We start from the raw sequence: 25,610 nt of genomic DNA, 5'->3' as shown, positions 1-25,610 counted from the left end.
GGCATGTTGGAAGAAGGGTATTTTTTTGTCTTTTTGCCCTTTAAATGCCTCAAAAATTTTTTAATTACCCCCTTGACATTTTACCGTTTGTCTTTAAAACTTTAAATCTCTTTCATTTATCTTCAGTAGCTTCAGTGTCTTTTCCCACAATTTTCTCTGAACTTCTCTGTCGTAAGTAATAGGTTTTGACTTTGAGGGCTTGCCATTGTCAAAATACACTCCCGTAACATTGTGAGCCTCAATATATTTTATTGCGTCAATTACATTTTTAGCCCCTTCCTCTATGCTTGCCCCAATCGCTCCCCAATTTTCCATCAAAAGCTTTGTATTTATAACTCCTGGATGTAAGCAGTTTACATATATTTTGCCTTTCAACATCTCTGCAAGATAATAGGTAAATAAGGTTATATACAATTTAGAAAGGGAATAAGCTTTATATCCGTCGTATCCTTTTTCAAGCTGCAAATCTTCAAACTCAATTGAAGATGCATGAGCCATAGAACTTACATTAAGCACATATTTTATATCTACCCCTTCATTAATCAAGGAAATCGTGAGGTAAAAAGGTGCCAGATAATTGACCATAAAAGTTCTCTCAAAACCCTCTTCAGTAACTTTTCTTTCCTTTTCAAAAGTAGCGGCATTATTTAAAAGCAGGTCTACTTTTGAAAAATTATCTTTTATCTCTTTTACTAACTTCTTTAAATCTTTCAAAGAGGAAAAGTCAGCTTTTATTTTAAAAACACTTTTTCCTGTCAAATCCCTTATTTCATCTGCAACTTTTTCTAGTTTAAGTTCATTTCGCCCGTGGATTATGACATCATAGCCGTGAAAAGCAAGCCTTTTAGCTACTTCTCTTCCTATGCCATCCGTAGCCCCTGTTATAAAAGCAATTGCCACAAAAAATCCCTCCTTTTTCTCCCATAATACCACAATAGATAACAATTATCAATTCAAATTAATCTCTAATTTGCTTAAGAAAAAAGCAATCCAAGATAAACAGTCCTCTCCTCCTCAGGTGCTATTTCCAAAAAATATAGGTCAAAGCCTATGCCTCTACCGCTTCCAATAAAACCTATTAATCTGTGTAAGCAATTCCTGCAAAGCCGCCGCTTAAAGAAAAAATGAGGAACTGTTTCCTGTATGGAAATCTACTCTGAAAACGTCCAAATGCCCAGTTAAAAGCCACAGGAGCTCCCAACATCACTGAATATAACACCCCAAAGGCTTATCGGACGATTTTATCCCCTATTGCCCTTTTTAAAAAGCCTCTTTATAAGTATTGCTGGAACAAACGCAAATATCCCAAAAACCACTCCTAATTCATCTTTTAAATTGCTATTAGAAAAAGGTTTACCTGAAATCCTCATTCTTAAAGCGTGGAAAGCATTGCCATGAGTATTTCCTACCATGATAGCTCTTATAGCCTTCATTATGCTGTAGGTATATTCCTCTCCATAAGTCTCTAAAAGCCTCTTATAAGCTTCTGGATCTGGATTGCCCGCAGTTTCAGCATAATGCTCAGCAAACATCAGCGCTACCACCTGATCTTCTGGCACATCCCCAAACTCTCCATTTAGCAACTTTTTAATCTCTTCATTGGACATACCAGATTTTAAAGCCATCTGCGCGTGAAAATAACTGCAATACGGACATCCATTCACCTGCGTCACTGCTAACATAATTCTCTCCATGAAATCCTTGCTAAGCTTCACTTTTTTTGAAGGCTTAGAAAGTCCTCTATCTGTCAAAAAATCCTCCACAAATCTATAAAAAGTCTTTACATCGTAAAACCTATGTTCTTTTTCCTCTGTCATTCTTTCTCTCCCCTTTTACGCAAATTTAACATCCTAATGCAATTATACTCTATTTCCCAAAAAACAAAAAATTTGTCACACATTTAACCAAATATCACTTTCCCAGCTTCTTTTAAAATTTCACTCTTCATAAAAACCTTTTTCACAATCTTTTCTATCACATTCTCCTCTCCCTCCATTACTGCCTCTGTCTTAACCTTTTCCCTAACTTTCTCCATTAATTCGCCATAAGTGTAAATTTTAAATCTATCTATCTTGTAAGACTCAGCTAAATTCTCTAACAAATACAAAAATATTTCTTCATAACTAGAACTAGCTCCTAAATTCAAAAGAGCAGAAAGCTTAGGAATTATAAATTCAAAAAGAGCCCTTTTGTCAGGCACTTCTTCGCTAATATCAAAAATCTCTTTTAGTTTTTTTATCTTCTCTTTCTCCAAGTTCAAAAGATAATGGATAAAAAATTCTTCTTTTTCATCCTCCTTTATGTAGTATTTACTGCCCTTCAACCTTCTTAGAGCCTTCAAACCATCGTAATAGCCTAATGTAAAATTATACCTGGCAGTTTCTTTATCAAATTCTAAAATTCCCCCCAAATCCTCTTTTGGAGAGATAATAAGCACATTAAGACCTGTAAAGCCAATCTTCTTCACAATTCCAAAACTTCCTGTCCTTATGATTATTAAGTCCTTATAGCCTTTATCTATGAACAAATTGGCAGGAAGGTTGTTGTACACACCCCCATCTAAAAAACTTTTCCCATCAATCTTTTCTCTTTTAAAAACTGGCAAGTAAGCACTTGCCATCAAATAGTCTATAAGCTTGCCGTAAGGTATATCTTCAATGTAGAGTTCCATCGGTTTTAAATCGCTTAAGGACACTGTCACAATAGCAAAATCCTTTCCTGAATTTCTTATTTTCTCCTCGTCTAAAACTTCTTCTAACAGATTTCTTAAAGGGGTTATGTCCAAACCGCCTTCCCTTATTATCCCCCTCAACCTCTGTATCAGAAGAAGAATATCTTCCCTATCCAACTTTCCTTTCTTAAATTTCTCTATCTCCTCATCGCTTGCTTTTATCACCCTAGAGTAAGAGATATTTTCCCATATTTCATAAGCTTTATCAAAATCTCCTTGAACTAGAATTGCTCCGTTAAGTGCTCCAACGGAAGTCCCTGCAATCCCTTTTACTTCTATTCCTTCCTCAATTAATGCTTTATAAACTCCAATCTGATAGGCCCCTCTTGCTCCTCCCCCTTCTAAAACCACTCCGTACATACTTCTCACCCCTTTTTGCACTTACACCATAAAAGTATACCATACTTTACCTGGGAAATAAATAAAAGCAGATGAGACCACCTGCTTTCACAGTTCAGGCATATCTTGAATATCAAGCATCTCTCCTGCAGCTACTTTCTTTTTTATTCAACCTCTCACATAAATATTTATCAAATTGTAAGACTCTTCAACCTTTTTATTCTCTCTTCAATTGGTGGATGAGTTGCAAAAAGATATTCTACTTTTCCAAAAGGGTTTGATATAAACATGTGGGCAGTGGCACTGGAAGCAGTTCTCATCGGCCTTGTATAATTTCCTATCTTTTCTAAAGCAGAAGCGAGTCCGTAAGGGTCCCTCACAATGTAAGCCCCTGTAGCATCCGCCAGATATTCCCTTTGCCTTGAAATAGCCGACCTTATTATTAAAACTACAATAGGTGCTATTATAGAGAGTATGAGCCCTATTAGGAGAAGAATAATGCCAAGGTTGTCATTTTTATCCCTTCTTCTTTCCCCTCCTATTCCCCACCACATGCTTCTTAAAAAGACATCCCTTAGAAGTATGATGAGCCCAGCTACTATTGCTACCACGGTCATAAGGAGTATATCTCTATTTCTTATGTGAGACATCTCATGGGCTATAACTCCCTGCAGTTCTTCCCTATTCATCATCTGCAAAAGCCCTGTAGTAACACATATGGAAGCATGTTTGGGGTCTTTTCCGGTAGCAAAAGCGTTTGGCTGAGGTTCATTCATTATATACACTTTCGGCTTAGGCACTCCAGCCGCAAGAGCCACTTCCTCCACTATGTTGTGAAGTACATAAAATTTCTCCGGATCGGCGGGCACAGCTCCTACCGACGTTAAAGCTATTTTATCAGACTGCTCATAGGCTATCCAGTTGTATAGCACAATAAAAATTGCTAAAAAGATGATGCCTGTAATTCCCCAGTTAAAATACCAGACAAAAAAATAGCCCACTGCAAAGAGTATGAGGGAAAAGAGAACTATAAAAAGATATGTTTTCCTCACATTTTCTGCCTGAAGTTCATACAATGTCCTCTTTGTCATGCGCATCATCCCTTACAATTTAAAATTGAACATTAATAGGGCCTCTTTCCCCTTCATCTACTGGGTAATATTCTTTTGGAGTCAAACCCATCATTTTAGCCACAATAGAAGCTGGAATTCTTTGCTGAGCCGCATTGTACTGCATAACCACATCATTGTAAAACTGGCGTGCAAATGCTATCTTGTTTTCCGTGTTAGTCAATTCTTCTTGAAGTTTTAAGAAGTTTTCATTAGCTTTCAATTCTGGATAATTCTCTGCAACAGCAAATAAAGTCCTCAAAGCCTGAGTAATTTGGTTATTTGTATCTCCAACTTCCTTTACGCTTTCTGCCCCCATCGCTTTAGCCCTGAGGTCTCCTAATTTTTCAAAAATCTCTCTCTCATGAGCTGCATATCCCTTCACTGTGTTTACAAGATTTGGTATTAAATCGTACCTCCTCTTTAACTGAACGTCTATCTGCGCCCAAGCATTTTCTACTCTGTTTCTCAAATTGACAAAACCGTTGTAAGTCAAAATAAACCACAGCACTATCACCGCAATAATACCCAAAATTATCCACGTCATCTGGAATGCCTCCTTAAAATTCTCTGCAACTTAATTTTATTATAACCTTCCAGAAAAAGCAACAAAATTAAAATTTTTTTAAGTCCTTGTAGGACTTAAGTCCATAAGCTGATTCTGCTTCTTTTACAGCTCTTACAATGGCCCTCTCCACTGCTTTAACTGCTAAAACGCCTACTGAAGTGGGGTCTACCTTCACTTTCCCTGTTGCCATGACAAAAATTGTGTCACCATCAAACATGGTATGTACAGGCTTTATAGCTCTTGCATATCCATCATGAGCCATTGAAGCCACTTTATTAGCTTCTGCCTTACTTAGCATTGCATTTGTGATTACAACTCCTATCGTAGTATTATTGCGAAAAACACTTTTCTCTCGGCCAATATTCTCTATAATCGCTTCCTCTGTGCTTATTATCTTTTCTCCTTTTTCATCCAGCAAGCCCGCTATAACTTCCCCGGTCTCCGGGTCAAAGACATCTCCCAGTGCATTTACCGCTACCACCGCTCCAACCTTGAGCTCTCCTGCCTGAAGTGCATAGCATCCTAGCCCGCTTTTCATAGCCCTTTTAATCCCCAAAAATTTTCCTACCGATGCTCCTGTTCCCGCTCCTTTATTCCCATAGGTAAATTCTCCTTTTTCAGCATTTACACAAGCTTTGTATCCCATTTCAAAATCCGGCCTTATATAAGGATTTCCAACGGCAAGGTCAAAAAGTATAGCACTGGCAACTATAGGTATTTTTAAAACACCTGTATCAAACCCTATCCCCTTTTCTTCCAAATACCTCATAACCCCAGAAGCCGCATCAAGTCCAAAAGCAGAGCCCCCTGCTAAAACTACAGCATGAATCTTCTCTACAAGATTTTCTGACCGTATAAGGTCTGTCTCTCTTGTACCCGGCGCTCCTCCTCTTACATCCACTCCTGGAGTAGCCCCTTCCTCGCATATCACTACAGTACAGCCTGTGCCTGCTTCCACATTTTCTGCATTGCCTACTTTTATCCCTTCAATTTCCTTTATATCAATCTCTCTTATTGACATCTAACTACCTCCATTTCCAAACTAACTAACATGACTGTCTTCTCTCCTTAACTCTTTTCAAGAAGCCCTACTAACTCCACATGATAGGTGTGAGGAAACATGTCTATCGCCTTTACCTTTTTAACAGCATATCCTTTGTCGACAAACAACCTTAAATCTCTTGCAAAAGACTCTGGATTGCAGGAAACATAAATTATCTTCTCAGGTTCAAAATTTACAATGTCTTCTAGCGCTTTTGGATTAACCCCTGACCTCGGAGGATCTACTACCACTATATCTGGCTTCTCTTTTATTTCTCTCAATTTTTTTGACACGTCCCCAGCTATAAATACTGCATTTTCAAGGCCGTTTAAGGCAGCATTCTCCTTTGCCGAAAAAACTGCTTCTTCAACCAGCTCTATTCCTATAACTTTTCTCGCCAAAGGAGCCATTACTATACCTATAGTTCCTGTGCCACAGTAAAGGTCAAATATAGTCTTATTAGACACATCTCCCGCAAATTCTCTAACTGTAGAATATATCCTCTCAGCACCATAGGAATTCGTCTGGAAAAACGAAAAAGCGCTTATTTTAAACTTAAGCCCCAGCAATTCCTCTATCAAATAGTCCCTTCCATAAAGGACTTCCAGTTTTTCGCATATAACAGCATCAGACCAGGAATCATTGTAAGTGTGAAGAACCCCTACCAAGGTACTAGAAAAATTTGCACTTCTATAAAGTTCTACGAGGTCATCAAATTTGTGTTTAAGCTGAGTCGTGGTAACTATATTTATCAAAAGTTCCCCGTTTTTTGATGCCTTTCTCACCACAAGATACCTGAGATATCCTTCATGGGTCTTTTTATCATAAAAAGGCAGGTTCTTTTCTAAAGCGTAATTGAAAGTGAGTGAAAGGGCTTTAGTAAAATCCTCGTCGACTATATTGCACTTATCAGTCATAACTACATCATAAAATTTTCCTTTTCTGTGAAGGCCTAAAGCTTTCTTCCCTTCCCTGTCAGTGCCAAAAGTATACTCCATTTTGTTTCTGTAGCCGTATACTTTTGGACTTCTTTCTATTCCCAAAAATTCAAAATCCTTTATCCCTTCTTTTTCAAGCAATTTTAAAACCACATCTTTTTTTATTTTCAACTGATTCTCGTAAGAGAGATTTTGATAAGTACACCCCCCACACTCCCCAAAATGAGGGCAAGGGCTTTCCACTTCAAAAGGGGACCTTTCAATGACCTCAACAATTTCTCCTTCTGCTCTTCCTTTCTTGCCTTTTTTGACCCTAACAGCAACTCTTTGACCTAAAATTCCTCCCCTTACTTTTAGAGGTTTTCCTTCGCAATACCCTACCCCATAGCCTTTAAAATCCATCTCTTCAATTTTTACTGTGACAATTTCACCTTTCGCCATTCTCCTATCCTCCTTCTTACACTAACATTATACCCCAATTCCTCCGATATTTCTAATGGGAATTTTCAAAAAACCTTTACATAAACTGAATAAAATTGTATACTAAGATTTGGGCAAAAAATCAAACGAGGTGATCTAAATGGTACCTGATACTGTCGCAGGAGCCATATACCTTTCTATAGTAGATATGGTGCTGCTATCTTTGCTTTTACTCCTCATAGGTTTTATCCTCTCAAAAATATTCCCTTTATTCGGAAAACTGGAAAAATTTTTTAACACCAAAAAATAGAAGGAGTGTAGCAGATGAGGTTTTTATTAAAGCTTTTTGAAGACATGCTTCAAACTACGGGTCTTATTCACCTCACTTGGGGGAATATTTTGCTTATATTTGTAGGAATAATTTTGATATATTTGGCAATCGCAAAAAAGTATGAACCCTTTTTGCTACTTCCTATAGGGTTTGGCAGCATAGTAGCTAATATACCTGAAACAGGTTTATTGGACCCTGGAGGACTCATACACTTTTTTTACCTTGGGGTTGAAAAGGTTATCTATCCTCCTCTCATATTTTTGGGAGTAGGAGCAATGACAGATTTTGGACCTATGATTGCAAACCCCAGCATAATGATACTCGGGGCTTTTGCTCACAAGTGGCTATAAAGGAAAATCCTTACAATTTCCTAATAATGCACGCTATGGGTCCAAACTTGGCAGGGGTTTTTGGGACGGCAATAGCTGGCGGAATTATGCTTGTGCTTTTAGGTGTTCACTAGATTTTTATCACTAAAAGACATATCAACGAATAATATACTAGTAAGAATATATTTTGGGGGGTAACAAATGTACAATCAGATATATTACCCAAAAAGCTTCTTATCAGAACAGAGCCCGTCTATAAAACTGGCGCAGGCATATGTTCCAATTCAAAAATATGTTTCAATTTATCCTCCAGAAGAAGCCTTAAAAAAAGGAACTGTATTTCCTGAGTTAGATTTTCCGTATGTAGGAGAAAAAATGAGGTGAAATGAAATGGACGCCAATCAATTAGACCTTCTTAAAAAAATCATGGAGTTAGAGTTTGCCTGCCAAGACTTAAATCTATATCTTGACACGCATCCAGAAGACCAAAAAGCTCTTCAAGATTACAATTATTACTCCGGGCAGCTCGCCATGCTAAAACAGCAGTACTCTCAATATTACGGTCCACTAATGGTCTTTGGCCACTGCCAAAGTCAATATCCATGGAAATGGGTAGAAGATCCCTGGCCCTGGGAAATAGAGTATTAAGGAGGAAAAAGGATGTGGGTATATGAAAAAAAGCTCCAATACCCCGCTAAAGTCTGCAAACCAGATATAAAAATGGCAAAATACCTCATAGCCCAGTACGGAGGTCCTGACGGAGAACTAGCTGCTGCTTTAAGGTACCAAACCCAAAGGTTTGTAATGCCAACCGGAAGGTCAAAAGCAATTCTCACCGACATCGCCACAGAAGAGTTGGCTCACCTTGAAATAATAGCTACACTTGTTTTCAAGCTTTTAAAAGGAGTCCCTGCAGAAGTACTAAAAAGAGAAGGATTAGGTGAGTACTACGTTGAACACGATAGAACGCCGTTTTATGTAGACACTACAGGTATGCTCTGGAGCGCCGCCTATATACAGGCAAAAGGAGACCCCATAGCAGACCTTCACGAAGATATGGCAGCAGAAGAAAAAGCCCGTTCCACTTATGAACACTTGATAAATTTGACAGATGACCCTTGTGTAAAAGACACTTTGCGCTTTCTAAGAGAAAGAGAAATAGTGCATTTTCAAAGATTCGGAGAAACATTGGTGCACATTCAAGAATACCTCCAGAGCAAAAGATACTTTTAAAGAAGGTAGATGTATGTCACTGACATACATCTACCCATTCTCCTTCTACAATTTTATCTAAATCTTCTACTTTTACTTCTACAGCTGCATTTACATCGCCTGCAGCAGGATACACAATTTCATATTCTTTTAATGAAATATCATAATACACCTCAACAGGATTTTTCAGCCCATATGGACAAACTCCTCCAACAGGATGCCCCGTCACTTCAAGCACCTCTTCTGGCGAAGCCATTTTCGCCTTAGCTTTAAAGGTTTCTTTGAATTTTTTGTTATCTATCCTTTTGTCACCGGCTGTCACTACCATAATGTATTTATCTTTCAACTTAAAAAGCATAGACTTTGCTATTTCACCGGGAGTAACACCTAAAGATTCTGCTGCTTTTTCTACAGTGCTGGTATCTTCAAAAATTTTTACCTCCAAATTTATCCCTCTTGACCTAAAAAAATCTCTAACCGCCTCTACTGACAATTTCATCACCTCAATATGCGTATTTTAAAAACTGCAGGTCTTACAAACCAAAGCGTTCTTTAAGAAAAATTTATCAGCAATTTTTACAGCATCCTGTGCGGTCTTACCGTAGTAATCCGCTCCTATTTTAAAAGCGTACTCTTCTGTTAAAACTGCTCCACCAACCATCACTTTCGCTTCAGTATTCTCTTTAAGCATTTTAATAATTTTTTCCATATTAAAAAGAGTAGTAGTCATAAGAGCACTCAACCCTACCAGAGGAGCACCTGTCTTTTTCACTTCCTCCACTATTACCTCGCCTTTTACGTCTTTGCCAAGGTCAATTACCTCATACCCGTAATTCTCTAACAAAACCTTAACTATGTTTTTCCCTATATCGTGTACATCTCCCTCCACTGTTGCTAAAATTATTTTCCCTTTTGAAGCAGTGCCTTTTGGAAGCTTTTCCTTTATCAATTTAAAAGCACTCTGCACGACCTCCGCAGAACTCAAAAGCTGTGGCAAAAAGTATATACCTTTTTCATACCTGTCCCCTACTTCTTTAAGCGCAGGTATTATAATTTCATCCACTAGTGAAAGGGGAGGGTTATCCTCAAGGAGTGCCATTACTATTTCTTCAACTCCCGACTTTTTCCCTTCTAAAATCTGATCATACAGCTTTTTGCTAAAATCTTCCTCATGTCTTTTTATGACTTCTTCTTTCGGCTTTACCCTTTGCCCATACACTTTTAAATAATTTTCACTTCCTTTATCTTTGTTAAGCAAAACCATAGAAGCCCTCAAAGTGTCCATCAAGGATTCATCGCAGGGATTTACAATAGCCGCAGTAAGCCCGTGTGAAGCTGCCATGGCCAAGAAAGTCGAATTTATGAGCTTTCTTTCAGGCAGACCAAAAGATATATTGCTTAGCCCTACAACCGTGTTTACACCCAATTCCTCTGATATTATTTTCATCGCTTCTAATGTTTCAATTGCTGCTCCTTGTTCTGAGGAAACAGTAAGCACCACGGGGTCTATTATCACATCTTCCTTAGGAATTCCGTACTCTTCTGCTTTCTTCAGTATTTTTCTGGCATTTTCAACCCTCTCATGTCTGTCCTTTGGCAATCCCTTATCCCCCACTGTAAGCCCAACTACACATGCTCCGTACTTTTTAACTATTGGCAATACTTCTTTTAAGCTCTCTTCCTTTGCATTAACAGAATTTATTATAGGCCTTCCTCTTAAAATTCTTATCGCTTTCTCTATAGCTTTTACATTGGTACTATCTAACTGCAAAGGCAAATCCACCGCCTTTTCAACTTCAAACGCTACCTTTGGCAACATTTCCTCTTCCTCTATCCCAGGCACCCCTACATTGACATCTAATATTTCGGCCCCGCACTTTTGCTGCTTCAAAGCTTCCTCAACAGCTAAATTGACATCTCCTGACAAAAGAGCTCCGCTTAATTTTTTCTTTCCTGTAGGATTAATCCTCTCTCCTATCACTCTTAAAGGGTATTCTTTGCCTATAAAAACTGTGCGGGTATTTGAAGACAGAGCTGTAAATTTATTTTCCGGCTTTTTAGGCTTTAAATTTTCTACAGCCTTTTTTACCAGTTTTATATAGTATGGAGTAGTACCGCAACAACCTCCTACTATACAAGCGCCTTTTTCAACAAATTGTGGAAAGAAACTGGCAAATTCCTCAGGTTTTAAATCGTAAACTGTTTTCCCGTCCCTTATGACAGGCATACCGGCATTCGGCTGAGCAATTATGGGAATACGCGCCACTTGAGCCATCTTTTCAACAACTTTTACCATTTTATCCGGCCCTGTAGAACAGTTAACTCCTATTGCATCAAGTCCCAAACCCTGTAGACTTACTACTACCGTCACAGGGTCCGAACCCATAAGTGTTCGTCCGTCTTCCTGAAAAGTCATGGTACATATGACCTTCATATTGGTGTTTTCCTTAGCTGCTAAAATTGCAGCTTTTGCCTCCAACATATCTGACATGGTTTCTATGATCACAATGTCTGCTCCTCCTTTTTCAGCGGCTACTACCACTTCCTTGAAAACCTCATAAGCCTCATCAAAAGTCATATCTCCAAATGGAGCAAGAAGTTCACCTGTTGGGCCAACAGAGAAGGCTACTGGACGATCTCCCGCCGCCTTTCTCGCTATTTCCACCCCTTTCGTTACAATCTCTTCTACTTTGTCCTCAAGTCCGTATTTTGCAAGTTTTATTCTGTTTGCCCCAAAAGTATTAGTCTCTATGACTTCGGCTCCAGCCTCAATATAGGCTTTGTGTATGTCAAAAACCACCTCAGGCATTTTTAAGTTTACATACTCAGGGCATTCCCCGGCTTTAAGTCCCCTTTCCTGAAGCTGTGTCCCCATAGCACCGTCAAAAACGACAACCCTATTTTCACATTCTTTAAAAATATCTATCACTTTCATCCCCCCATTACTTCGTCTCAGCCTTTTTAGCACTTATAGCTATTCCTTCCACTTTAGAGATTATATCAAAAACAAAGTCTACACTTCCCATGGGCATTATGTGAATCCCCGCAACTTCACTTTTTATGTTCTTTATAAACTCGGCGGATAAGTTTATTCCTTCTTCTTTTCCGCCTTGTTGGAGCCTTTTTAGAACTTTTTCTGGTATTTCAATCCCTGGCACTTTCTCCATCAATCTTAAAGCCATTTTATAGCTTTTTAAAGGCAGTATTCCCACAAGGACAGGTACTTTCAGATCTTTTACTTTGTCCAAAAACTTAAAAAGAATCTCCTCATCATACACCGGTTGGGTCTGTATAAATTCAGCCCCCGCTTCTACTTTCACATGCAGCTTTTCTATGGCCTCATCCCTCAAGTCATTCGGATTGGCAGTAGTTCCTGCACAGAAAGAAGTAGGATAATCGAGCTTATTCCCATTGTAATCAAAACCTGAATTCAAAGCTTTTATAATCTTCAAAAGGCCTACAGAATCTACATCGTAGACTCCCCTCGCTTGGGGTGTATCTCCCAAAGAAGGATTATCACCGGTTAAAGCTAGTATATTTCTAACCCCCAGGGCGTAAGCTCCTAAAAGCTCTGATTGAAGCCCTATGAGATTTCTATCTCTGCAGGTTAGATGAAAAATAGTTTCAATGTTAAGGTGGTCCTGAAGTATATGCGCCAAGGCTATGGGGCTCATCCTCATATTTGCCATCGGTGAATCAGTTATATTGAGAGCATCTGCCACACCTTTAAGTTTTCGAGCTTCCTCGATAGTTTTAGTTACATCTATCCCTTTGGGGGGAGAAATTTCCACAGTTATTACAAATTTCTTTTCTTTAAGTTTATTACACAGCTTTTCATTTTTCAACATTTAATGCCCCTCCTTTTTTAAAAATAAAAAAGTCCCTTCGCTAAAAGAAGAGACTACAAGAATCTCTCATCTTTCAGCGAAACCGCTGCAGGAATTGGCACCATGCCCTAAGGCTGGTTGCCGGGTTTCATCGGGCCAGTCCCTCCACCTCTCTTGATAAGAGATTTTAAAGTATTAAATTGTTAAAATTATTTACTCTTTATCATACTACCTTTTTACTTTTATGTCAATAGAAAATTTTCAATTTCATCCGCTCCTCCATTTCTTTTTTGTGCAAACACTTGCATAACCAGAGGTTTAATATTATAATATAGTTAACTACTGTTGCAAATAAGGAGGATTAATATGGAAAACAAAAAACTGCCAAGAGTAGCTTATTTCTGCATGGAATACGGCCTTGAATCTAACTTCAAGCTTTACGCTGGAGGTTTAGGCATTCTAGCAGGGGATTACCTTAAAGCCGCAAAGGAAATGGGTCTTCCAGTCGTAGGGATAGGAATACTTTGGAAACAGGGTTACACTGAACAGCATATCGGTGAAGACGGCTATCCTTACGATGCATACCGCAATTATACCCGCAATTACGACTTTTTAAAAGACACAGGGGTAAAGGTCAAAGTAAAGATAAGAAATAAAGATGTCTACTGCAAAGTCTGGCTAGTGGATAGTTTTGACAATGCCCCTTTATACCTCTTAGACACAGACATTCCTGAAAACGGCGACAGATGGATAACAGGCCAGCTTTACGGATGGTTTGGTGAGGAAAGGGTTGCGCAGGAGATTGTGCTAGGAATTGGCGGTGTAAGAGCTTTAAGAGCCTTAGGAATTGATGTTGACATCTACCACTTCAACGAAGGGCATGCAGTTCTGGCTGGTATTGAGCTTATAAGAGAAAAAATGGAAAATCAAGGGATGTCTTTTGAAGAGGCTTGGGAAGCCACCCGCAAAGAAATAGTTTTTACAACTCACACCCCTGTAAAAGAAGGAAACGAATCTCACGACTTGGAACTTTTAATGTACATGGGAGCAAACAACGGGCTTACTATAGAACAGTTGGCTCAAATAGGTGGGGTACCTTTTAACATGACTGTAGCAGGACTAAGACTTTCTAAAATTGCAAACGGTGTATCAAAATTGCACGGCCAAACTGCTAACAAAATGTGGCAACATATAGAGAACAAAGCCCCCATCATTTCTATAACCAACGGAATTCATAGAGGTACGTGGATGGACGAGAGGATAATAGAAGCTTACAAAAAAGGAACAGGTCTTTTGGAAACCCACAACCTTTTGAAAAAAGAGTTGATAGATTTTGTGTATAAAAAGACAGGAGTGAAACTAGACGCAGACAAACTCCTTATAGGTTTCTCCAGAAGGGCTGCTCCTTATAAAAGAAGCGACCTTATCTTCAGAAATGAAAAGGCCATCGGTGAATATTTGAGAGACAGAAAAATACAAATTGTCTTTTCAGGAAAAGGCCATCCATTGGACGACGTGGGCAAAGAAATTGTCGCAAGAATTGTTAAGATGACAAAGAAATACCCTGAAAGCGTAGTATTTTTGGAAGACTATGATATGACGATCGGGAAAATGCTCACTCGCGGCGCAGACGTATGGCTTAACAACCCAAGAAGGCCTCTTGAGGCAAGCGGTACATCGGGCATGAAGGCTGCAATGAACGGCGTTTTAAATTTGAGCATCCTCGATGGCTGGTGGCCAGAAGCCTGCATTGATGGAGTAAATGGTTGGCAATTCGGAGATGGGTTTGAATCAGACAACTTTGAGGAACTTGACAAGCACGATGCAGAAGCTCTATATGATGTGCTTCTCAATAAAGTAGTACCCACCTACTACAACGATAAGAAAAAATGGGAAGAAATGATGAAAGAAAGTATAAGAACTACTTTTGAAGCCTTTTCTGCAAACAGAATGCTTCAAGAATATTATGACCTCATGTATACCAAATAAAAAGTCCGGGTGAATGCCCGGACTTTTTACTATCCTCTTAACCTCCTTTCTAGTTCTTCCCTTTCTTTTTCAAATCCTGGTCTTCCTAAAAGTGCAAACATGTTTTTCTTATAAGCTTCTACTCCCGGCTGGTCAAAAGGATTAACGCCATTTATATATCCGCTTATTGCACAAGCCATTTCAAAGAAGTAAACTAAATTTCCAAAGTAGAAAGGAGTTATTTCTGGAATGTTAACCACTAAATTGGGCACTCCTCCGTCTGTATGAGCAAGAAGTGTCCCCTCAAAAGCTTTTTTGTTTACAAAATCTATCGTCTTCCCTGCCAGGAAGTTAAGCCCATCTATGTTGTCTCTATCTTCGTTTATGATGATATCTTTCGCAGGTTTCTCCACATTTAATACAGTCTCAAATATGTTTCTGCTGCCTTCCTGTATGAACTGTCCCATAGAATGAAGGTCAGTAGTAAAATCTACAGAAGCAGGGTAAATCCCTTTTTGGTCTTTTCCCTCGCTTTCGCCAAATAACTGTTTCCACCATTCAGCAAAATAGTGAAGTCTTGGTTCGTAATTTACCAGTATCTCTATGGCTTTCCCTTTTCTGTAAAGAATATTCCTCAAAATAGCATACTGCATGCTTATATTCTCACTTAAATCTTCCTTTGTGTATACAGTTGAAGCCTCATATGCTCCTTCCATCATTTCGTCTATATTTATACCCGCTACTGCTATAGGCAAAAGTCCTACTGCGGTGAGTACAGAATACCTTCCCCCTACATCATCAGGTATCACAAAAGTCTCATACCCTTCGGAATCAGCTAATTTTTTCAAAGCACCTTTTTCTCTATCTGTAGTAACATATATTCTAGACCTGGCCTTATCTTTGCCGTATTTTTTCTCCATAAAATCTCTGAATACTCTAAAAGCTATTGCAGGTTCTGTTGTCGTGCCAGATTTTGAAATCACATTTATAGAGACTTCTTTGTCCGCTATGAGCTCTAGAAGGTCCTTTAAGTAGGTAGAACTTATGCTATTGCCTGCAAAGTATATTTCTGGCGTGTTTCTTTTACCCTTTGGAAGTAGGTTATAGAAAGAGTGGGACAGCATCTCAATGGCAGCTCTAGCACCTAAATAAGAACCTCCTATCCCTATAACTACCAAGACATCAGAATCGGACTGAATTTTATGCGCTGCCTTTTTAATCCTTTCAAACTCTGCCCTATCATAGTCTCTAGGCAAATTTACCCATCCCAAAAAGCCATTGCCTTGGGCATTTGCCTTCAACACCATCTCTAGAGATAATTTAGCATGTTTTTCCATATACTCAATCTCGTGAGGGTGAATAAAAGGCAAAGCTTTTGAATAATCAAAACTTATCAGCTTTTTCATATATGTAAACCTCCATTTTCTTTTATTTACATAATAATTTTATACCATAAAACTATATTGCACAAGTTTAGCAAAGTTAATTCCTCTCACAATCTTTTTTGAGAATTACCCCTCATAGGATATAATATTATCTGGGAGGTGAAAATGTTGGAGGCTTTAGAAGTTTTAAAAAAGAGGAGAAGTGTAAGAAAATACATTGATAAACCCATCCCAAAAGAAATTTTAGAAGATATCATAGACTGTGCAAGGCTTGCACCTAGTGGAAACAATGCTCAGCCATGGCACTTCATTGTCATAACAGACAAAGAAAAGCTCAAATTCATAGCAGAAAAAGCAACTTATGGAGACTTTATTAAGAACGCAGCAGCCTGTGTGATAGTATACTGCGAAAAAGACAATAAGCATCATTTAGAAGACGGTTCCGCTGCTACGCAAAACATACTGCTTGCAGCTACAGCCTACGGAATAGGGTCCTGTTGGGTAGCGGGTTATAATAGAAGTTATGAAAAGGAAATAAATGAATACTTAAACGTGCCTGATAATCTCCGCATGATATCAATAATATCGCTCGGTTACCCTGCTGAAAATCCACAACCCAAATACAAAAAAGACCTTTCTGAAGTTTTACACTGGGAAAAATTTTAAGAGAAAGAGGGGTTAAAATTGTCAAAAGTAGTTGAACGTTTTTTGAAATATGTAAAATACCACACAACTTCAGATGAAAATTCCAACACTTTCCCGAGTACAGAAGGACAGCTTATCTTTGCAAGAGAACTAGCAAAAGAATTAAAAGAATTAGGACTATCTGAGGTAGAGGTAGACGAAAATGGATACGTCACAGCACTGCTTCCTGCCAACACAGATAAAAAAATCCCTACCATAGGTTTTATAGCTCATATGGATACAAGCCCTGACATGTGCGGTAAAGACGTAAAACCACAAATAATTGAAAATTATGACGGAAATGATATAGTGCTAAACAAAGAAAAAGGCATAATCCTCTCTACAAGTGAATTCCCTGAATTAAAAAACTACATAGGAAAGACCTTGATAACAACAGACGGCACTACCCTTTTGGGGGCTGACGACAAAGCTGGAATAGCAGAGATAATCACTGCAATTGAGTATTTAATAAACCACCCAGAAATAGAACATGGCAATGTAAAAATTGCCTTTACTCCTGACGAAGAAATTGGAAGAGGAGTAGACAAATTCAATGTAAAAAAATTCGCCTGCGATTTTGCCTACACTGTAGACGGAGGAGAACTTGGCACCATAGAGTACGAAAATTTCAATGCTGCTAGCGCTAAAATAAAGATACACGGCAGAAATGTTCATCCTGGAACTGCAAAAGGCAAAATGAAAAATTCCATTTTAATAGGAATAGAGCTTCAGAACATGCTGCCAGAACTAGAAAGACCTGAACACACAGAAGGATATCAGGGCTTCTACCACTTAAATAACTTTCAAGGCACTGTAGAAGAAACATCAATGTATTACATCATAAGAGATTTTGACAAACAGGCTTTTTCAGATAAAAAGGAGTATATAAAAAGCATAGTAGAAGCTCTAAATAAAAAATATGGAGAAGGTACAGTAGAGCTGGAACTTAAAGACCAGTACTATAACATGAGAGAAGTTATAGAAAAGCACATGCACATAGTAGAAACTGCCATGGAAGCAATGAGGTCTTTGGGCATTGAACCAAAGGTGGTGCCAATAAGAGGAGGAACTGACGGAGCACGACTGAGTTTTATGGGACTTCCTACCCCTAATTTGTTCACTGGAGGGCATAATTTCCACGGCAAATATGAATTCATACCGATCCACGCCATGGAAAAAGCAGTTGAAGTGATAGTAAAAATTGTGGAACTTTATGGGAAAAAGGGATAGCAAAAGGCTATCCCTTTAATTCTCTTTCAAAGAACTTCACAGATTCTTCTATCGCTTTTCTTTCCCATTCAAGGTTTTTAAAAGTATGGTCCGCTCCTTCTATAGTTACGCGGAAAGCATTATCCCCATATACTTCTTGAAGTATTCTATCAGAGATCCTGTACTCAACGGCTTCATCGTTAGTACCGTGGACTATGAGCACTTTCCCCTCATAACCTCTTGACAGCTCAAAAATATTAAACTTCGCTATATCCTCCACAAAAGCTCTGTCAAGTTTTAGCCCTCCTATATCTACATAGCCCAAGCTTTCCATTATTGCCCCATACTGTCTAGCTCCTTCTCCCATTATGAGTTCCGGCATATTAAAAGCGGGAGCCCATAAAACTAAGGCTTTCACATCCTCTTTTCTTTCTCTTGCTATTATTCCTGCTATAGCTCCTCCCATGCTGAGTCCCAAAAGACCTATTCTTTCTACATCCGTAGTCGGCTGCCTTTTAACGAAATCTAAAATCTGTCGTGCATCCTCTAATTCACCGCTAAAGGTCATTTCACTAAAATCTCCGTCGCTTTCGCCTGAACCGTAAAAGTCAAACCTCACACTTCCTATTCCCACTTTTTCTAAAGCTCTTGACATCTTAACAAAAATAAAATGGGACTCTACTTTATTTCCTGTAAAACCGTGAAACATAACTACCATAGGAACCTTTTCAGATACTCCTTCAGGAAGATGCAACATCCCCCTTAAGGTTTTCCTATTATATGTAAACTCTACAGCCTTCTGCACAATCTCACCCCCAAAAATTTCTTGTTTTAATTATACTACATATAAGAAAACTTTTCCACTAAGCCCTTATCTTTTCCCTCACTATATCTCCTTCCACTAAGTGACTGCATAAAAGAGGAGAATTAATATCAAAATTTTTTACATTTTTTCTTATCGCTTCTCTACTTGAATTGGCATAACAGTATATGCATCCGTGAAGGCATGTATCATAAGTTCCTATGTCAACACTTTCATCGCATCCACAAAATTTTCTCTGGTTTTTATCTTTCTTAACCTGTAATTTTTTCCCCGATATTCTCTCAATGAGAAATTTATCCACACATTTTGCAGGAAAAACTCCAAAAGGAGAAAGGTCTTCCTCTTCAGCACATACTTCTATTTTAATTCCATTTTCCTTGGCTATTTCATAAAATTTTGAAGCGACTTCTATCTTCTCCTCCCTACTTACGGGATGTGCTCCTATTTTTCTTAAATTTTTTTCTATTTTAGGGTAAAAAGTTACAAAGCTTATTATGCACTTTTCCGTAAAGTCAGCTAAATGAGAGGTTAGCCATTTAAAGCTATCTACATGATATTTGATATCAAATTCCGGAGTAAGTATTATTGGGTCATAGCGCCATATCACTCTTTCTCGACCTATTGTTTTAGAAAGATTTTGAAAAATTTTTATAACTAAATCTTTGTCCGGGACATTTCTTTCAATTGCCTTATCGTATGGATTTAAAGTAAACAAAAAATAGTAAGGATATTCCTCAAGGAGATGCAGTTTTTTCATCATTCTCGCAGGATTTTTTGTCCAAAAAACAAAGCCCTCCACCCAATTCTTTGTCAGAGGAACTTTTGTCACTTGGTGAAAATTAAAAGGATTCCTTACCATAACAAAACCTTCTTCAAGTCTTTTAAAAAACCATTCACTATAAAAAGCTGGTATATCAGTCCTTCTGCTAGCACTTACTATCATACTTTCCCTCTTCTCACATACTCAAGCTTTTTATCAGCACTTTAACTTTATCACTGATGTTTTATTATGTCAATAAAAGTACATGTGTTATAATACTGTTAGTGTAATTTTTGAACTATACATAAAACAGCGTTAAAGCTTGCTTTGTACTAGTTTTAGGGGGTGTTATATGAGTAGCAAAAAAGAAGTAAAAAAAATACTCAACTTGGCTTTACCTGCTGTAGGGGAAATGCTTCTTTACATGGTAGTATGGGTACTAGACACCATGATGGTGGGGCAGTATGGCGGAAAAGACAGCGTTAGCGCTGTAGGACTAGCGTCAGAAATAATATACACTTTCGCTGCAATATTTGTAACAATGGGAATAGCCATAGGAGTTACCTCTTATGTTGCTCGAAGCATTGGAGCTCAGGAATTTGAAAAGGCAAAAAGGTATGCCAGTCAGGGAATCTTTTTAGGGATACTAGGCAGTTTTATAATTTCTTCTCTAATGTTCCTACTGGCAGAAAAAATACTAATCTTAGCTGGTGCAAGTGGAAACGTCCTTGCGCTGGGAAAAGTTTTTATGAAAATAGCTTCTGTAGGGATATTCTTCAACATGGTGATGAGCACTTTAAATGCCATTTTAAGAGCTACAGGAAACACTAAGACTCCCATGACAGCTGCTGCTATTGTAGTGATACTCAATATTCTACTGGATTGGATTCTAATCTTTGGAAAGCTGGGCTTCCCTGCTCTAGGGGTTAAAGGGTCTGCTATTGCTACGACAATCGCCCATATAGTAGGATTTTTCTTTGTTTTATGGTATTATATAATCCAGAAAACCTTGAATCTAACTTTTAGAGATGTTTTACAATATCATCATAAGTTAGCCATAGAAATAATAAAACTTTCTATCCCCGCCTCACTTCAGGAAGCAGCTTTCGATATAAGTAGGCTCTTATCTATTTTCATGATAATGCATCTGGGCACAGTGGCTTTTGCTGCAAATCAAATAGCTACAACTATAGAGTCTATTTCCTTCATGCCAGGATGGGGATTTGCTGTCGCTGCAACCACTATGGCAGGACAAATGGTGGGGGCAAAAAATTATGAAGGGGCTATTAGGTACACGAGAATTTCTGCCACATTTGCCGCCTCTATCATGGGAACAATGTCTTTACTCTTTCTCACAATACCCAAACTTTTAATGAGAGCCTTCATAAACGATCCAGAAGTAATAGCAGTGGGAGCTTTATGCCTTATGGTAGCTTCAATAGAACAGCCCTTTATGGCTCTAGGAATGGTGTACGGGGGTGGTTTAAAAGGAAGTGGAAACACAAAAATTCCTTTTATCATATCCACAATCTCAAGCTGGCTGATTCGATTGCCTTTAATGTACGTGGTCATATACATCCTTAAATGGGGAGTCGTAGCAGTTTGGTTTGTAACTGCTCTCCAGTGGTCTTTCAAAGGAACTGCCATGTACCTCTTCTTCAAGAGAGAGATAAACAAACTAAAAAGAGCAGTAAAAGGGTAACTCCCCTTTACCGCTCTTTTAAACTTTTTTCGACTTCTTTTAAAGTTTGATATATTTTCTACATTCTTTCTACTAAGGCCACGCTTTCCACATGATAAGTATAGGGAAACATGTCAACAGGCTGCACCTCTACTGTCCTGTAGCCCGCATCTTCTAAATACCTTAAATCTCTGGCAAGAGTAGAAGGATTGCAGGATACGTACACGATCCTTTTCGGGTTTATACCCACAATAGCCCTTATAACCTCCTTATCGCATCCATCTCTTGGCGGGTCAACTATGACCACTTCCGCCTTTACTCCTTCTTTGTAAAGTTTGGCTATCTCTCTTTCCGCTTTCCCCCATATAAACTTCACATTTTTCACTCCGTTCACTTGAGCATTTTTCTCTGCATCCTCTACCGCCTCTTTTACTGACTCAATTCCATATACAAAAGAGGCTTTCTTGGCTGCAAACAAAGATATAGTCCCTATTCCTGAATAAACATCTATTACCACTTCTTTTCCCGTCAAACCAGCGTATTCAATGGCTTTATCGTACAAAATTTCAGTTTGAATAGGATTTACCTGAAAAAAAGAAAGTGGAGATATCTCAAATCTTAAATCTTTTATGAAATCCTCAATGGTATTTTTCCCATAAATTACAATATTCTTATTTCCTAAAATCATCTTAGTTCGCCTGGTATTAATATTCAAAATAACACTTTTAAGCCCTGGCACTTTTTCTTTCAAGGCCTCTATCAGTTCTTCCTTACAAGGTATATCTTCTCCATTTATGACGATTATTGCCATAACTTCCCCTGTCTTAAAAGCGACCTTAGCTACCACGTGCCTTATTAGTCCTTTGCCTTTTTTCCTGTCATAAACGCTTATGTCACATTCATTTAACCACTCCTTTACTACACTTACAACCTTGTTGCTCAAAGGATGCTGTATCAAGCAATTATCTACAGGTACAATCTCGTGGGAATGGAAAGAGTAAAACCCCGTTATCTTTTCTCTTCCTATTTCACCTACTACAAATTGCCCTTTGTTTCTGTAATTCAATGGATTCTCCATTCCTATCGCATAGTGAACTTTTGTATAAATCTTTCCTATCCTCTCTAGATTATCCTTTACCTTCTGAGTCTTGTATTCAAGTTGGCCTTTATAACTTAAGTGTTGCAAAGAACAACCACCACACCTATCAGCATAGTGACAAAGAGGATTTACTCTATGCTGGGATTTTTCTAGTATTTTTACTGTATAACCTTTGAGATAATTTTTATGGACCTCCTCTATCTCTACAATAACTCTTTCTCCCTTTAAAGCTCCTTTTACAAAAACAGCTATTCCATCGATTCTTCCAACTCCCTCCCCCTCGTGTCCCATGCTAGTGATATCTACTTCGTATTTTTCACCTATTTTTACTTTATTCAAGGTTTCTTCCCTCCTCCAAAGAGTATTATAACCTATCGCAAAAAGAAAAAATATAGGGGGAGTTTTATCTCTCCCCTAATACATACCTTTTGTATACAATTTGTGGCATATCAACTACCTTCCCTTCTATGTTAGATGCAAAAAGCACCACATATTCCGCATGAGCCCAATTGAGAGGAGAAGCAGAATCTGTAGGAAGTCCTGTATCTTCCCAAATTTGCTCTGACAAGCCAAAACCTTCATTAGCAAAATTTCTCATATACTCTAGATAGTCATCTGCTTTTTTCCCTGCTGCAATTTCGTACATCCCTCTCTCTCCTGTAAGAAGAGGCCATAATCTGCCTTTACCTTTGCCATGATAAAGTTCTCCTTTGGCGGGTTCACCATAGCCATCATGATTGTACCTGTACCACGAAGGCCCTTTAGGAGTATTTACTTTAAGGAGGCTATCAACTACCGAAATAGTATTCAATATCTTTGGGTCATCATAAGCTTTTACTCCTAACCTTACAAGCTCTAAAAAACTTGGATCTACAATCTCCTTCTGGTCATACACTCCTCCTCCGTTGGCAATGCTTATTAAAAAGTCGGCATCCGGGTCCGGTAAACCTGCAATTCTTATATAATACTGCCCATTGCCATAAGGTCCTTTCGTAGTATAAGTGAGTTTGTCTATCAACTCTTGCCATTTGTCAGCTGTCTCCAGATATTTCTTTGCCCTTTCCATATCTTTGTTTTGCTTCGCAATATCAGCAGCACAGACAAGTCCAGCAACTTCAGCTGCCATAGTGGCAGGAGAATACCCTCCCGCTTCCTCCCACCTCTCTTGTCCTGTCTTAGGTCCTACTTTTACTATAAAATCAGCAAGGGGTTTTACCAATTTTTCATACAAATCGTATCTTTTAAGGTGATATGCCAGGATTATCGGGTCAGCCTGTTCGTCCATCTGAATCCCGTTCCAGTAAGGGTCTCCGTTTATCCAAGTGTTTTGAGGCATAAATCCATTTTTTTCTACCACCATAGCTAGAAAATCCAAAGCCCTATTAGCCGAATCTATATCTTTAGCTGCAATAAAAGCATTGGCGATGTGGTATAAATCTCTTGCCCAAACTAAGTGATACCCTCCTTTATTCTCATCCCCCTGTCCTTCTCCCCATGGAATTGAAAGGGAGGCAATAAAAGCTCCTTTGTTGGTTTTATCTTCACTCGCCTTTAAAAACATTAAACTGGTATAGTAAAGCTCGTCTGCCTCTCCACCAAAGTTTTTAAGCCCGTCGCAGTATTTATTCCATTCTGCTATATATATCCCAAGCATCCTGTCGTAACTGTCTTTTAAAGTACTAAGAGCCGTCTTTAACGCCTCTTCCTCACTTTCTCCAAAGGAAAGAACGGTTTTAAATTCCGTCTTGTCTCTTAAATCAATCTCAATACCCTCAATTATATTCCCTTTAGCCCTATCGAACTTGTAAGTCATTTTCTTATTTTTCTTTAAATCGCTCACAGGGTCATTAACACCGTTATATCCTACAGAATAGCTCCCCCATTTCGCATCAGTCATTAAGGCTGAATACACATTGTTTCTACAAGCCATAAATCCGTATTCACCATTCGCTTTTACAACATACCCCTCATTATCCGCTCCTTGATTAGAAATATGAGGGTCGTACACAAGATAAAGTTTATAATCTTCCATTTTCCCTTTTAACGCTTCAAATCTCACCTTCATGACAACAGAATTCCTTCTTGGGTCAGTAAATATCTCTTTTGTAATTTTATACCTTCCTCTTTTATCAATATTCACTAGCCTGTAAGCTAAAGACCTGTTGTTAATCTTCTCTACCTTGCTTACAGTGTCAGTTGTCTCATCAGCCACAAAAGTTTTGCCATCAGTAACAATAAATTTTAAAAACTTGCTGTTGGCTCTGTCAATGGTAGGATAGTAAATCTCAGAAAGGGCCCCCTGAGCTAAAGTAAACCATACTTTCGATACATCATTATTGGCAGTGCCAATGCCCTGTTTTTGAGCTGTCGCCCATGTATCTCTCTCCCCTGGTCCTTGAGAAGCTTCGGTTTTATCTAAATGTTCAACCTTCACGTATGAAACATCAGAACACCCTGAAAGGACAAAAACTCCAATCACTATAAAAATCAACAAAATTCCAATCCTCTTCAACACTTTCTCCCTCCCCTTTAGAATTGTGCAAACGTTTGTTATAAAAATAAAAAAAGAAAAGAAAGTCGGTTACCCTCTAAAACTATTATATCCAATTTTATGTAATATATACCTTAGTTCTTCTATTTACTGGATGCATTCTACAAGCATCTGATACACTTCGGGCATGACTTTTTTCAAATTGATAGGTTTTCTTGTGCTGTCAGTGAAGGGATGCTCTGTATAACCTTGAGCCAGAAGTTTTCCATCTTCTTTTCTTATTACTTCATACAAAAACTTTATGCGCGTTCCTGTAACAAATTCAAGGCGAGTCCTTATTATTATGAGGTCATCGTAAAAAGCAGAAGAGAAATACTTGCAATGAGCTTCAATCACAGGAAGCATTATATCTCTTTCCTCTAAATCCCTGTAAGTCATGCCTAGAGAGCGAAAAAACTCCGTTCTCCCAATCTCAAACCAGTGAAGGTAGTTAGCATAGTATACTACTCCCATTTTATCAGTTTCACCATAGCGGACTCTTATCTCCGCATCCCAAATATGCATTCAAATCACTCCTCGTATAATATGATTGTAATCCACATTAAAAATTTAATAATAAACACACAAATTAAATCCTTAAAAACCATTTTTACCCTGGTAAAAC

The 25,610-nt window shown here is 38.4% G+C and carries 27 protein-coding genes and 1 riboswitch; of the genes, 10 read left to right on the top strand and 17 right to left on the bottom strand.

All coding sequences use genetic code 11. The features are described 5' to 3' along the window. Positions 1-93: 93 nt before the first annotated feature. The 8 genes from EV203_RS11360 to rlmD (EV203_RS11330) all read right to left on the bottom strand — a co-directional run bounded on the left by EV203_RS11360 (position 94) and on the right by rlmD (EV203_RS11330) (position 7,168). Positions 94-900, bottom strand: coding sequence for an SDR family oxidoreductase (locus EV203_RS11360; protein ID WP_011025982.1), 807 nt, complete (start codon positions 898-900; stop codon positions 94-96). Between the two features lie 178 nt (positions 901-1,078). After that, positions 1,079-1,207, bottom strand: a complete 129-nt coding sequence (locus tag EV203_RS14175; protein ID WP_022587077.1) for a hypothetical protein — start codon at positions 1,205-1,207, stop codon at positions 1,079-1,081. A gap of 34 nt (positions 1,208-1,241) precedes the next feature. Continuing rightward, positions 1,242-1,817 carry a carboxymuconolactone decarboxylase family protein gene (locus tag EV203_RS11355; RefSeq protein WP_009610884.1) on the bottom strand — a complete coding sequence of 192 codons (576 nt, stop codon included), beginning with the start codon at positions 1,815-1,817 and terminating at the stop codon, positions 1,242-1,244. An 83-nt stretch (positions 1,818-1,900) separates the two neighbouring features. After that, positions 1,901-3,091, bottom strand: a complete 1,191-nt coding sequence (locus EV203_RS11350; protein ID WP_132040710.1) for a patatin-like phospholipase family protein — start codon at positions 3,089-3,091, stop codon at positions 1,901-1,903. 170 nt (positions 3,092-3,261) lie between these two features. Further along, positions 3,262-4,161, bottom strand: coding sequence for a zinc metalloprotease HtpX (htpX, locus tag EV203_RS11345; protein WP_043884158.1), 900 nt, complete (start codon positions 4,159-4,161; stop codon positions 3,262-3,264). A gap of 19 nt (positions 4,162-4,180) precedes the next feature. Further along, complete coding sequence (locus tag EV203_RS11340; protein ID WP_046159930.1) at positions 4,181-4,726, bottom strand: LemA family protein; 546 nt, start codon at positions 4,724-4,726, stop codon at positions 4,181-4,183. 67 nt (positions 4,727-4,793) lie between these two features. Further along, positions 4,794-5,768, bottom strand: coding sequence for a P1 family peptidase (locus tag EV203_RS11335; RefSeq protein ID WP_011025988.1), 975 nt, complete (start codon positions 5,766-5,768; stop codon positions 4,794-4,796). 47 nt (positions 5,769-5,815) lie between these two features. Further along, on the bottom strand, positions 5,816-7,168 hold the full coding sequence (rlmD, locus tag EV203_RS11330; protein ID WP_009611153.1) for a 23S rRNA (uracil(1939)-C(5))-methyltransferase RlmD: 1,353 nt from the start codon (positions 7,166-7,168) through the stop codon (positions 5,816-5,818). A 139-nt stretch (positions 7,169-7,307) separates the two neighbouring features. Between rlmD (EV203_RS11330) and EV203_RS13580 the strand changes: the two genes are divergently transcribed. The 6 genes from EV203_RS13580 to EV203_RS11305 all read left to right on the top strand — a co-directional run bounded on the left by EV203_RS13580 (position 7,308) and on the right by EV203_RS11305 (position 9,040). Beyond that, positions 7,308-7,457 (top strand): hypothetical protein, encoded by a 150-nt coding sequence (locus EV203_RS13580; RefSeq protein WP_022587072.1) that lies wholly within the window; start codon positions 7,308-7,310, stop codon positions 7,455-7,457. 14 nt (positions 7,458-7,471) lie between these two features. Continuing rightward, complete coding sequence (locus tag EV203_RS11325) at positions 7,472-7,828, top strand: sodium ion-translocating decarboxylase subunit beta (protein WP_243700689.1); 357 nt, start codon at positions 7,472-7,474, stop codon at positions 7,826-7,828. After that, positions 7,819-7,941: a sodium ion-translocating decarboxylase subunit beta gene (locus tag EV203_RS13445; protein WP_165911610.1), complete on the top strand. Its 123-nt coding sequence runs from the start codon at positions 7,819-7,821 to the stop codon at positions 7,939-7,941. Before EV203_RS11325 ends, EV203_RS13445 begins: the two co-directional genes overlap by 10 nt. A gap of 67 nt (positions 7,942-8,008) precedes the next feature. Beyond that, a complete protein-coding gene (locus EV203_RS11315) occupies positions 8,009-8,191 on the top strand; it encodes a spore coat associated protein CotJA (protein ID WP_011025989.1) in 183 nt (60 codons plus the stop codon). A 6-nt stretch (positions 8,192-8,197) separates the two neighbouring features. Beyond that, a complete protein-coding gene (locus EV203_RS11310) occupies positions 8,198-8,455 on the top strand; it encodes a spore coat protein CotJB (protein WP_011025990.1) in 258 nt (85 codons plus the stop codon). A gap of 12 nt (positions 8,456-8,467) precedes the next feature. Then, positions 8,468-9,040 carry a manganese catalase family protein gene (locus EV203_RS11305; protein WP_009611155.1) on the top strand — a complete coding sequence of 191 codons (573 nt, stop codon included), beginning with the start codon at positions 8,468-8,470 and terminating at the stop codon, positions 9,038-9,040. Between the two features lie 16 nt (positions 9,041-9,056). On the opposite strand, the gene EV203_RS11300 is transcribed toward EV203_RS11305, so the two are convergent. Genes EV203_RS11300 through EV203_RS11290 form a run of 3 tightly spaced genes read right to left on the bottom strand, consistent with a single transcriptional unit; the run spans position 9,057 to position 12,867 of the window. Then, positions 9,057-9,518 (bottom strand): YbaK/EbsC family protein, encoded by a 462-nt coding sequence (locus tag EV203_RS11300; protein ID WP_011025991.1) that lies wholly within the window; start codon positions 9,516-9,518, stop codon positions 9,057-9,059. Between the two features lie 18 nt (positions 9,519-9,536). Next, entirely contained in the window at positions 9,537-11,948 is a 2,412-nt protein-coding gene (locus tag EV203_RS11295) for a homocysteine S-methyltransferase family protein (RefSeq protein WP_132040712.1), read from the bottom strand. Positions 11,949-11,961: 13 nt separating this feature from the next. Further along, a complete protein-coding gene (locus EV203_RS11290; protein WP_022587070.1) occupies positions 11,962-12,867 on the bottom strand; it encodes a methylenetetrahydrofolate reductase in 906 nt (301 codons plus the stop codon). A 63-nt stretch (positions 12,868-12,930) separates the two neighbouring features. Further along, positions 12,931-13,030: riboswitch (SAM riboswitch) on the bottom strand. Positions 13,031-13,212: 182 nt separating this feature from the next. Between EV203_RS11290 and glgP the strand changes: the two genes are divergently transcribed. Beyond that, a complete protein-coding gene (glgP, locus tag EV203_RS11285) occupies positions 13,213-14,835 on the top strand; it encodes an alpha-glucan family phosphorylase (protein WP_132040706.1) in 1,623 nt (540 codons plus the stop codon). A 29-nt stretch (positions 14,836-14,864) separates the two neighbouring features. Here glgP and EV203_RS11280 read toward each other — a convergent pair whose 3' ends face one another. Next, entirely contained in the window at positions 14,865-16,220 is a 1,356-nt protein-coding gene (locus EV203_RS11280) for a glucose-6-phosphate isomerase (RefSeq protein WP_011025995.1), read from the bottom strand. A gap of 147 nt (positions 16,221-16,367) precedes the next feature. On the opposite strand from EV203_RS11280, the gene EV203_RS11275 reads away from it, so the two are divergent. Together EV203_RS11275 and pepT are read left to right on the top strand one after the other, a co-directional pair. Then, positions 16,368-16,865: a nitroreductase family protein gene (locus EV203_RS11275; RefSeq protein WP_043884268.1), complete on the top strand. Its 498-nt coding sequence runs from the start codon at positions 16,368-16,370 to the stop codon at positions 16,863-16,865. 18 nt (positions 16,866-16,883) lie between these two features. Next, on the top strand, positions 16,884-18,113 hold the full coding sequence (gene pepT / locus EV203_RS11270) for a peptidase T (protein ID WP_022587067.1): 1,230 nt from the start codon (positions 16,884-16,886) through the stop codon (positions 18,111-18,113). 7 nt (positions 18,114-18,120) lie between these two features. On the opposite strand, the gene EV203_RS11265 is transcribed toward pepT, so the two are convergent. Next, positions 18,121-18,897 (bottom strand): alpha/beta hydrolase, encoded by a 777-nt coding sequence (locus EV203_RS11265; protein WP_011025998.1) that lies wholly within the window; start codon positions 18,895-18,897, stop codon positions 18,121-18,123. A gap of 58 nt (positions 18,898-18,955) precedes the next feature. Continuing rightward, complete coding sequence (locus EV203_RS11260) at positions 18,956-19,858, bottom strand: DUF1848 domain-containing protein (protein WP_011025999.1); 903 nt, start codon at positions 19,856-19,858, stop codon at positions 18,956-18,958. Between the two features lie 169 nt (positions 19,859-20,027). On the opposite strand from EV203_RS11260, the gene EV203_RS11255 reads away from it, so the two are divergent. Then, positions 20,028-21,377, top strand: a complete 1,350-nt coding sequence (locus EV203_RS11255) for an MATE family efflux transporter (RefSeq protein WP_132040704.1) — start codon at positions 20,028-20,030, stop codon at positions 21,375-21,377. 58 nt (positions 21,378-21,435) lie between these two features. On the opposite strand, the gene rlmD (EV203_RS11250) is transcribed toward EV203_RS11255, so the two are convergent. The 3 genes from rlmD (EV203_RS11250) to EV203_RS11240 all read right to left on the bottom strand — a co-directional run bounded on the left by rlmD (EV203_RS11250) (position 21,436) and on the right by EV203_RS11240 (position 25,510). After that, the gene (gene rlmD / locus EV203_RS11250; RefSeq protein ID WP_132040702.1) at positions 21,436-22,794 is read right to left on the bottom strand and encodes a 23S rRNA (uracil(1939)-C(5))-methyltransferase RlmD; all 1,359 of its coding nucleotides are present in this window, start codon (positions 22,792-22,794) and stop codon (positions 21,436-21,438) included. 64 nt (positions 22,795-22,858) lie between these two features. Next, positions 22,859-24,970, bottom strand: a complete 2,112-nt coding sequence (locus tag EV203_RS11245; protein WP_132040700.1) for a glucan 1,4-alpha-glucosidase — start codon at positions 24,968-24,970, stop codon at positions 22,859-22,861. Positions 24,971-25,093: 123 nt separating this feature from the next. Beyond that, positions 25,094-25,510, bottom strand: a complete 417-nt coding sequence (locus EV203_RS11240; RefSeq protein ID WP_011026003.1) for an acyl-CoA thioesterase — start codon at positions 25,508-25,510, stop codon at positions 25,094-25,096. Positions 25,511-25,610 lie beyond the last annotated feature (100 nt).

The organism is Caldanaerobacter subterraneus (assembly GCF_004345675.1).
Taxonomy (GTDB): Bacteria; Bacillota; Thermoanaerobacteria; order Thermoanaerobacterales; family Thermoanaerobacteraceae; genus Thermoanaerobacter; species Thermoanaerobacter subterraneus.
The sequence above is the reverse complement of the archived record's forward strand: the minus strand, read 5'-3'. Positions and strand labels throughout refer to the sequence as shown.

Excerpts from the sequence above, each read along its gene's own strand:
- EV203_RS11355 (WP_009610884.1), bottom strand. The coding sequence starts at position 1,817 with ATGACAGAGGAAAAAGAACATAGGTTTTACGATGTAAAGACTTTTTAT.
- EV203_RS11335 (WP_011025988.1), bottom strand. The coding sequence starts at position 5,768 with ATGTCAATAAGAGAGATTGATATAAAGGAAATTGAAGGGATAAAAGTA.
- EV203_RS11305 (WP_009611155.1), top strand. The coding sequence starts at position 8,468 with ATGTGGGTATATGAAAAAAAGCTCCAATACCCCGCTAAAGTCTGCAAA.
- EV203_RS11260 (WP_011025999.1), bottom strand. The coding sequence starts at position 19,858 with ATGATAGTAAGTGCTAGCAGAAGGACTGATATACCAGCTTTTTATAGT.
- EV203_RS11280 (WP_011025995.1), bottom strand. The coding sequence starts at position 16,220 with ATGAAAAAGCTGATAAGTTTTGATTATTCAAAAGCTTTGCCTTTTATT.
- EV203_RS11350 (WP_132040710.1), bottom strand. The coding sequence starts at position 3,091 with ATGTACGGAGTGGTTTTAGAAGGGGGAGGAGCAAGAGGGGCCTATCAG.
- EV203_RS11325 (WP_243700689.1), top strand. The coding sequence starts at position 7,472 with ATGAGGTTTTTATTAAAGCTTTTTGAAGACATGCTTCAAACTACGGGT.
- rlmD (WP_009611153.1), bottom strand. The coding sequence starts at position 7,168 with ATGGCGAAAGGTGAAATTGTCACAGTAAAAATTGAAGAGATGGATTTT.
- EV203_RS11300 (WP_011025991.1), bottom strand. The coding sequence starts at position 9,518 with ATGAAATTGTCAGTAGAGGCGGTTAGAGATTTTTTTAGGTCAAGAGGG.
- EV203_RS11310 (WP_011025990.1), top strand. The coding sequence starts at position 8,198 with ATGGACGCCAATCAATTAGACCTTCTTAAAAAAATCATGGAGTTAGAG.
- EV203_RS11315 (WP_011025989.1), top strand. The coding sequence starts at position 8,009 with ATGTACAATCAGATATATTACCCAAAAAGCTTCTTATCAGAACAGAGC.
- EV203_RS11290 (WP_022587070.1), bottom strand. The coding sequence starts at position 12,867 with ATGTTGAAAAATGAAAAGCTGTGTAATAAACTTAAAGAAAAGAAATTT.
- glgP (WP_132040706.1), top strand. The coding sequence starts at position 13,213 with ATGGAAAACAAAAAACTGCCAAGAGTAGCTTATTTCTGCATGGAATAC.
- EV203_RS11340 (WP_046159930.1), bottom strand. The coding sequence starts at position 4,726 with ATGACGTGGATAATTTTGGGTATTATTGCGGTGATAGTGCTGTGGTTT.
- EV203_RS11240 (WP_011026003.1), bottom strand. The coding sequence starts at position 25,510 with ATGCATATTTGGGATGCGGAGATAAGAGTCCGCTATGGTGAAACTGAT.
- EV203_RS13580 (WP_022587072.1), top strand. The coding sequence starts at position 7,308 with ATGGTACCTGATACTGTCGCAGGAGCCATATACCTTTCTATAGTAGAT.
- htpX (WP_043884158.1), bottom strand. The coding sequence starts at position 4,161 with ATGACAAAGAGGACATTGTATGAACTTCAGGCAGAAAATGTGAGGAAA.
- EV203_RS11255 (WP_132040704.1), top strand. The coding sequence starts at position 20,028 with ATGAGTAGCAAAAAAGAAGTAAAAAAAATACTCAACTTGGCTTTACCT.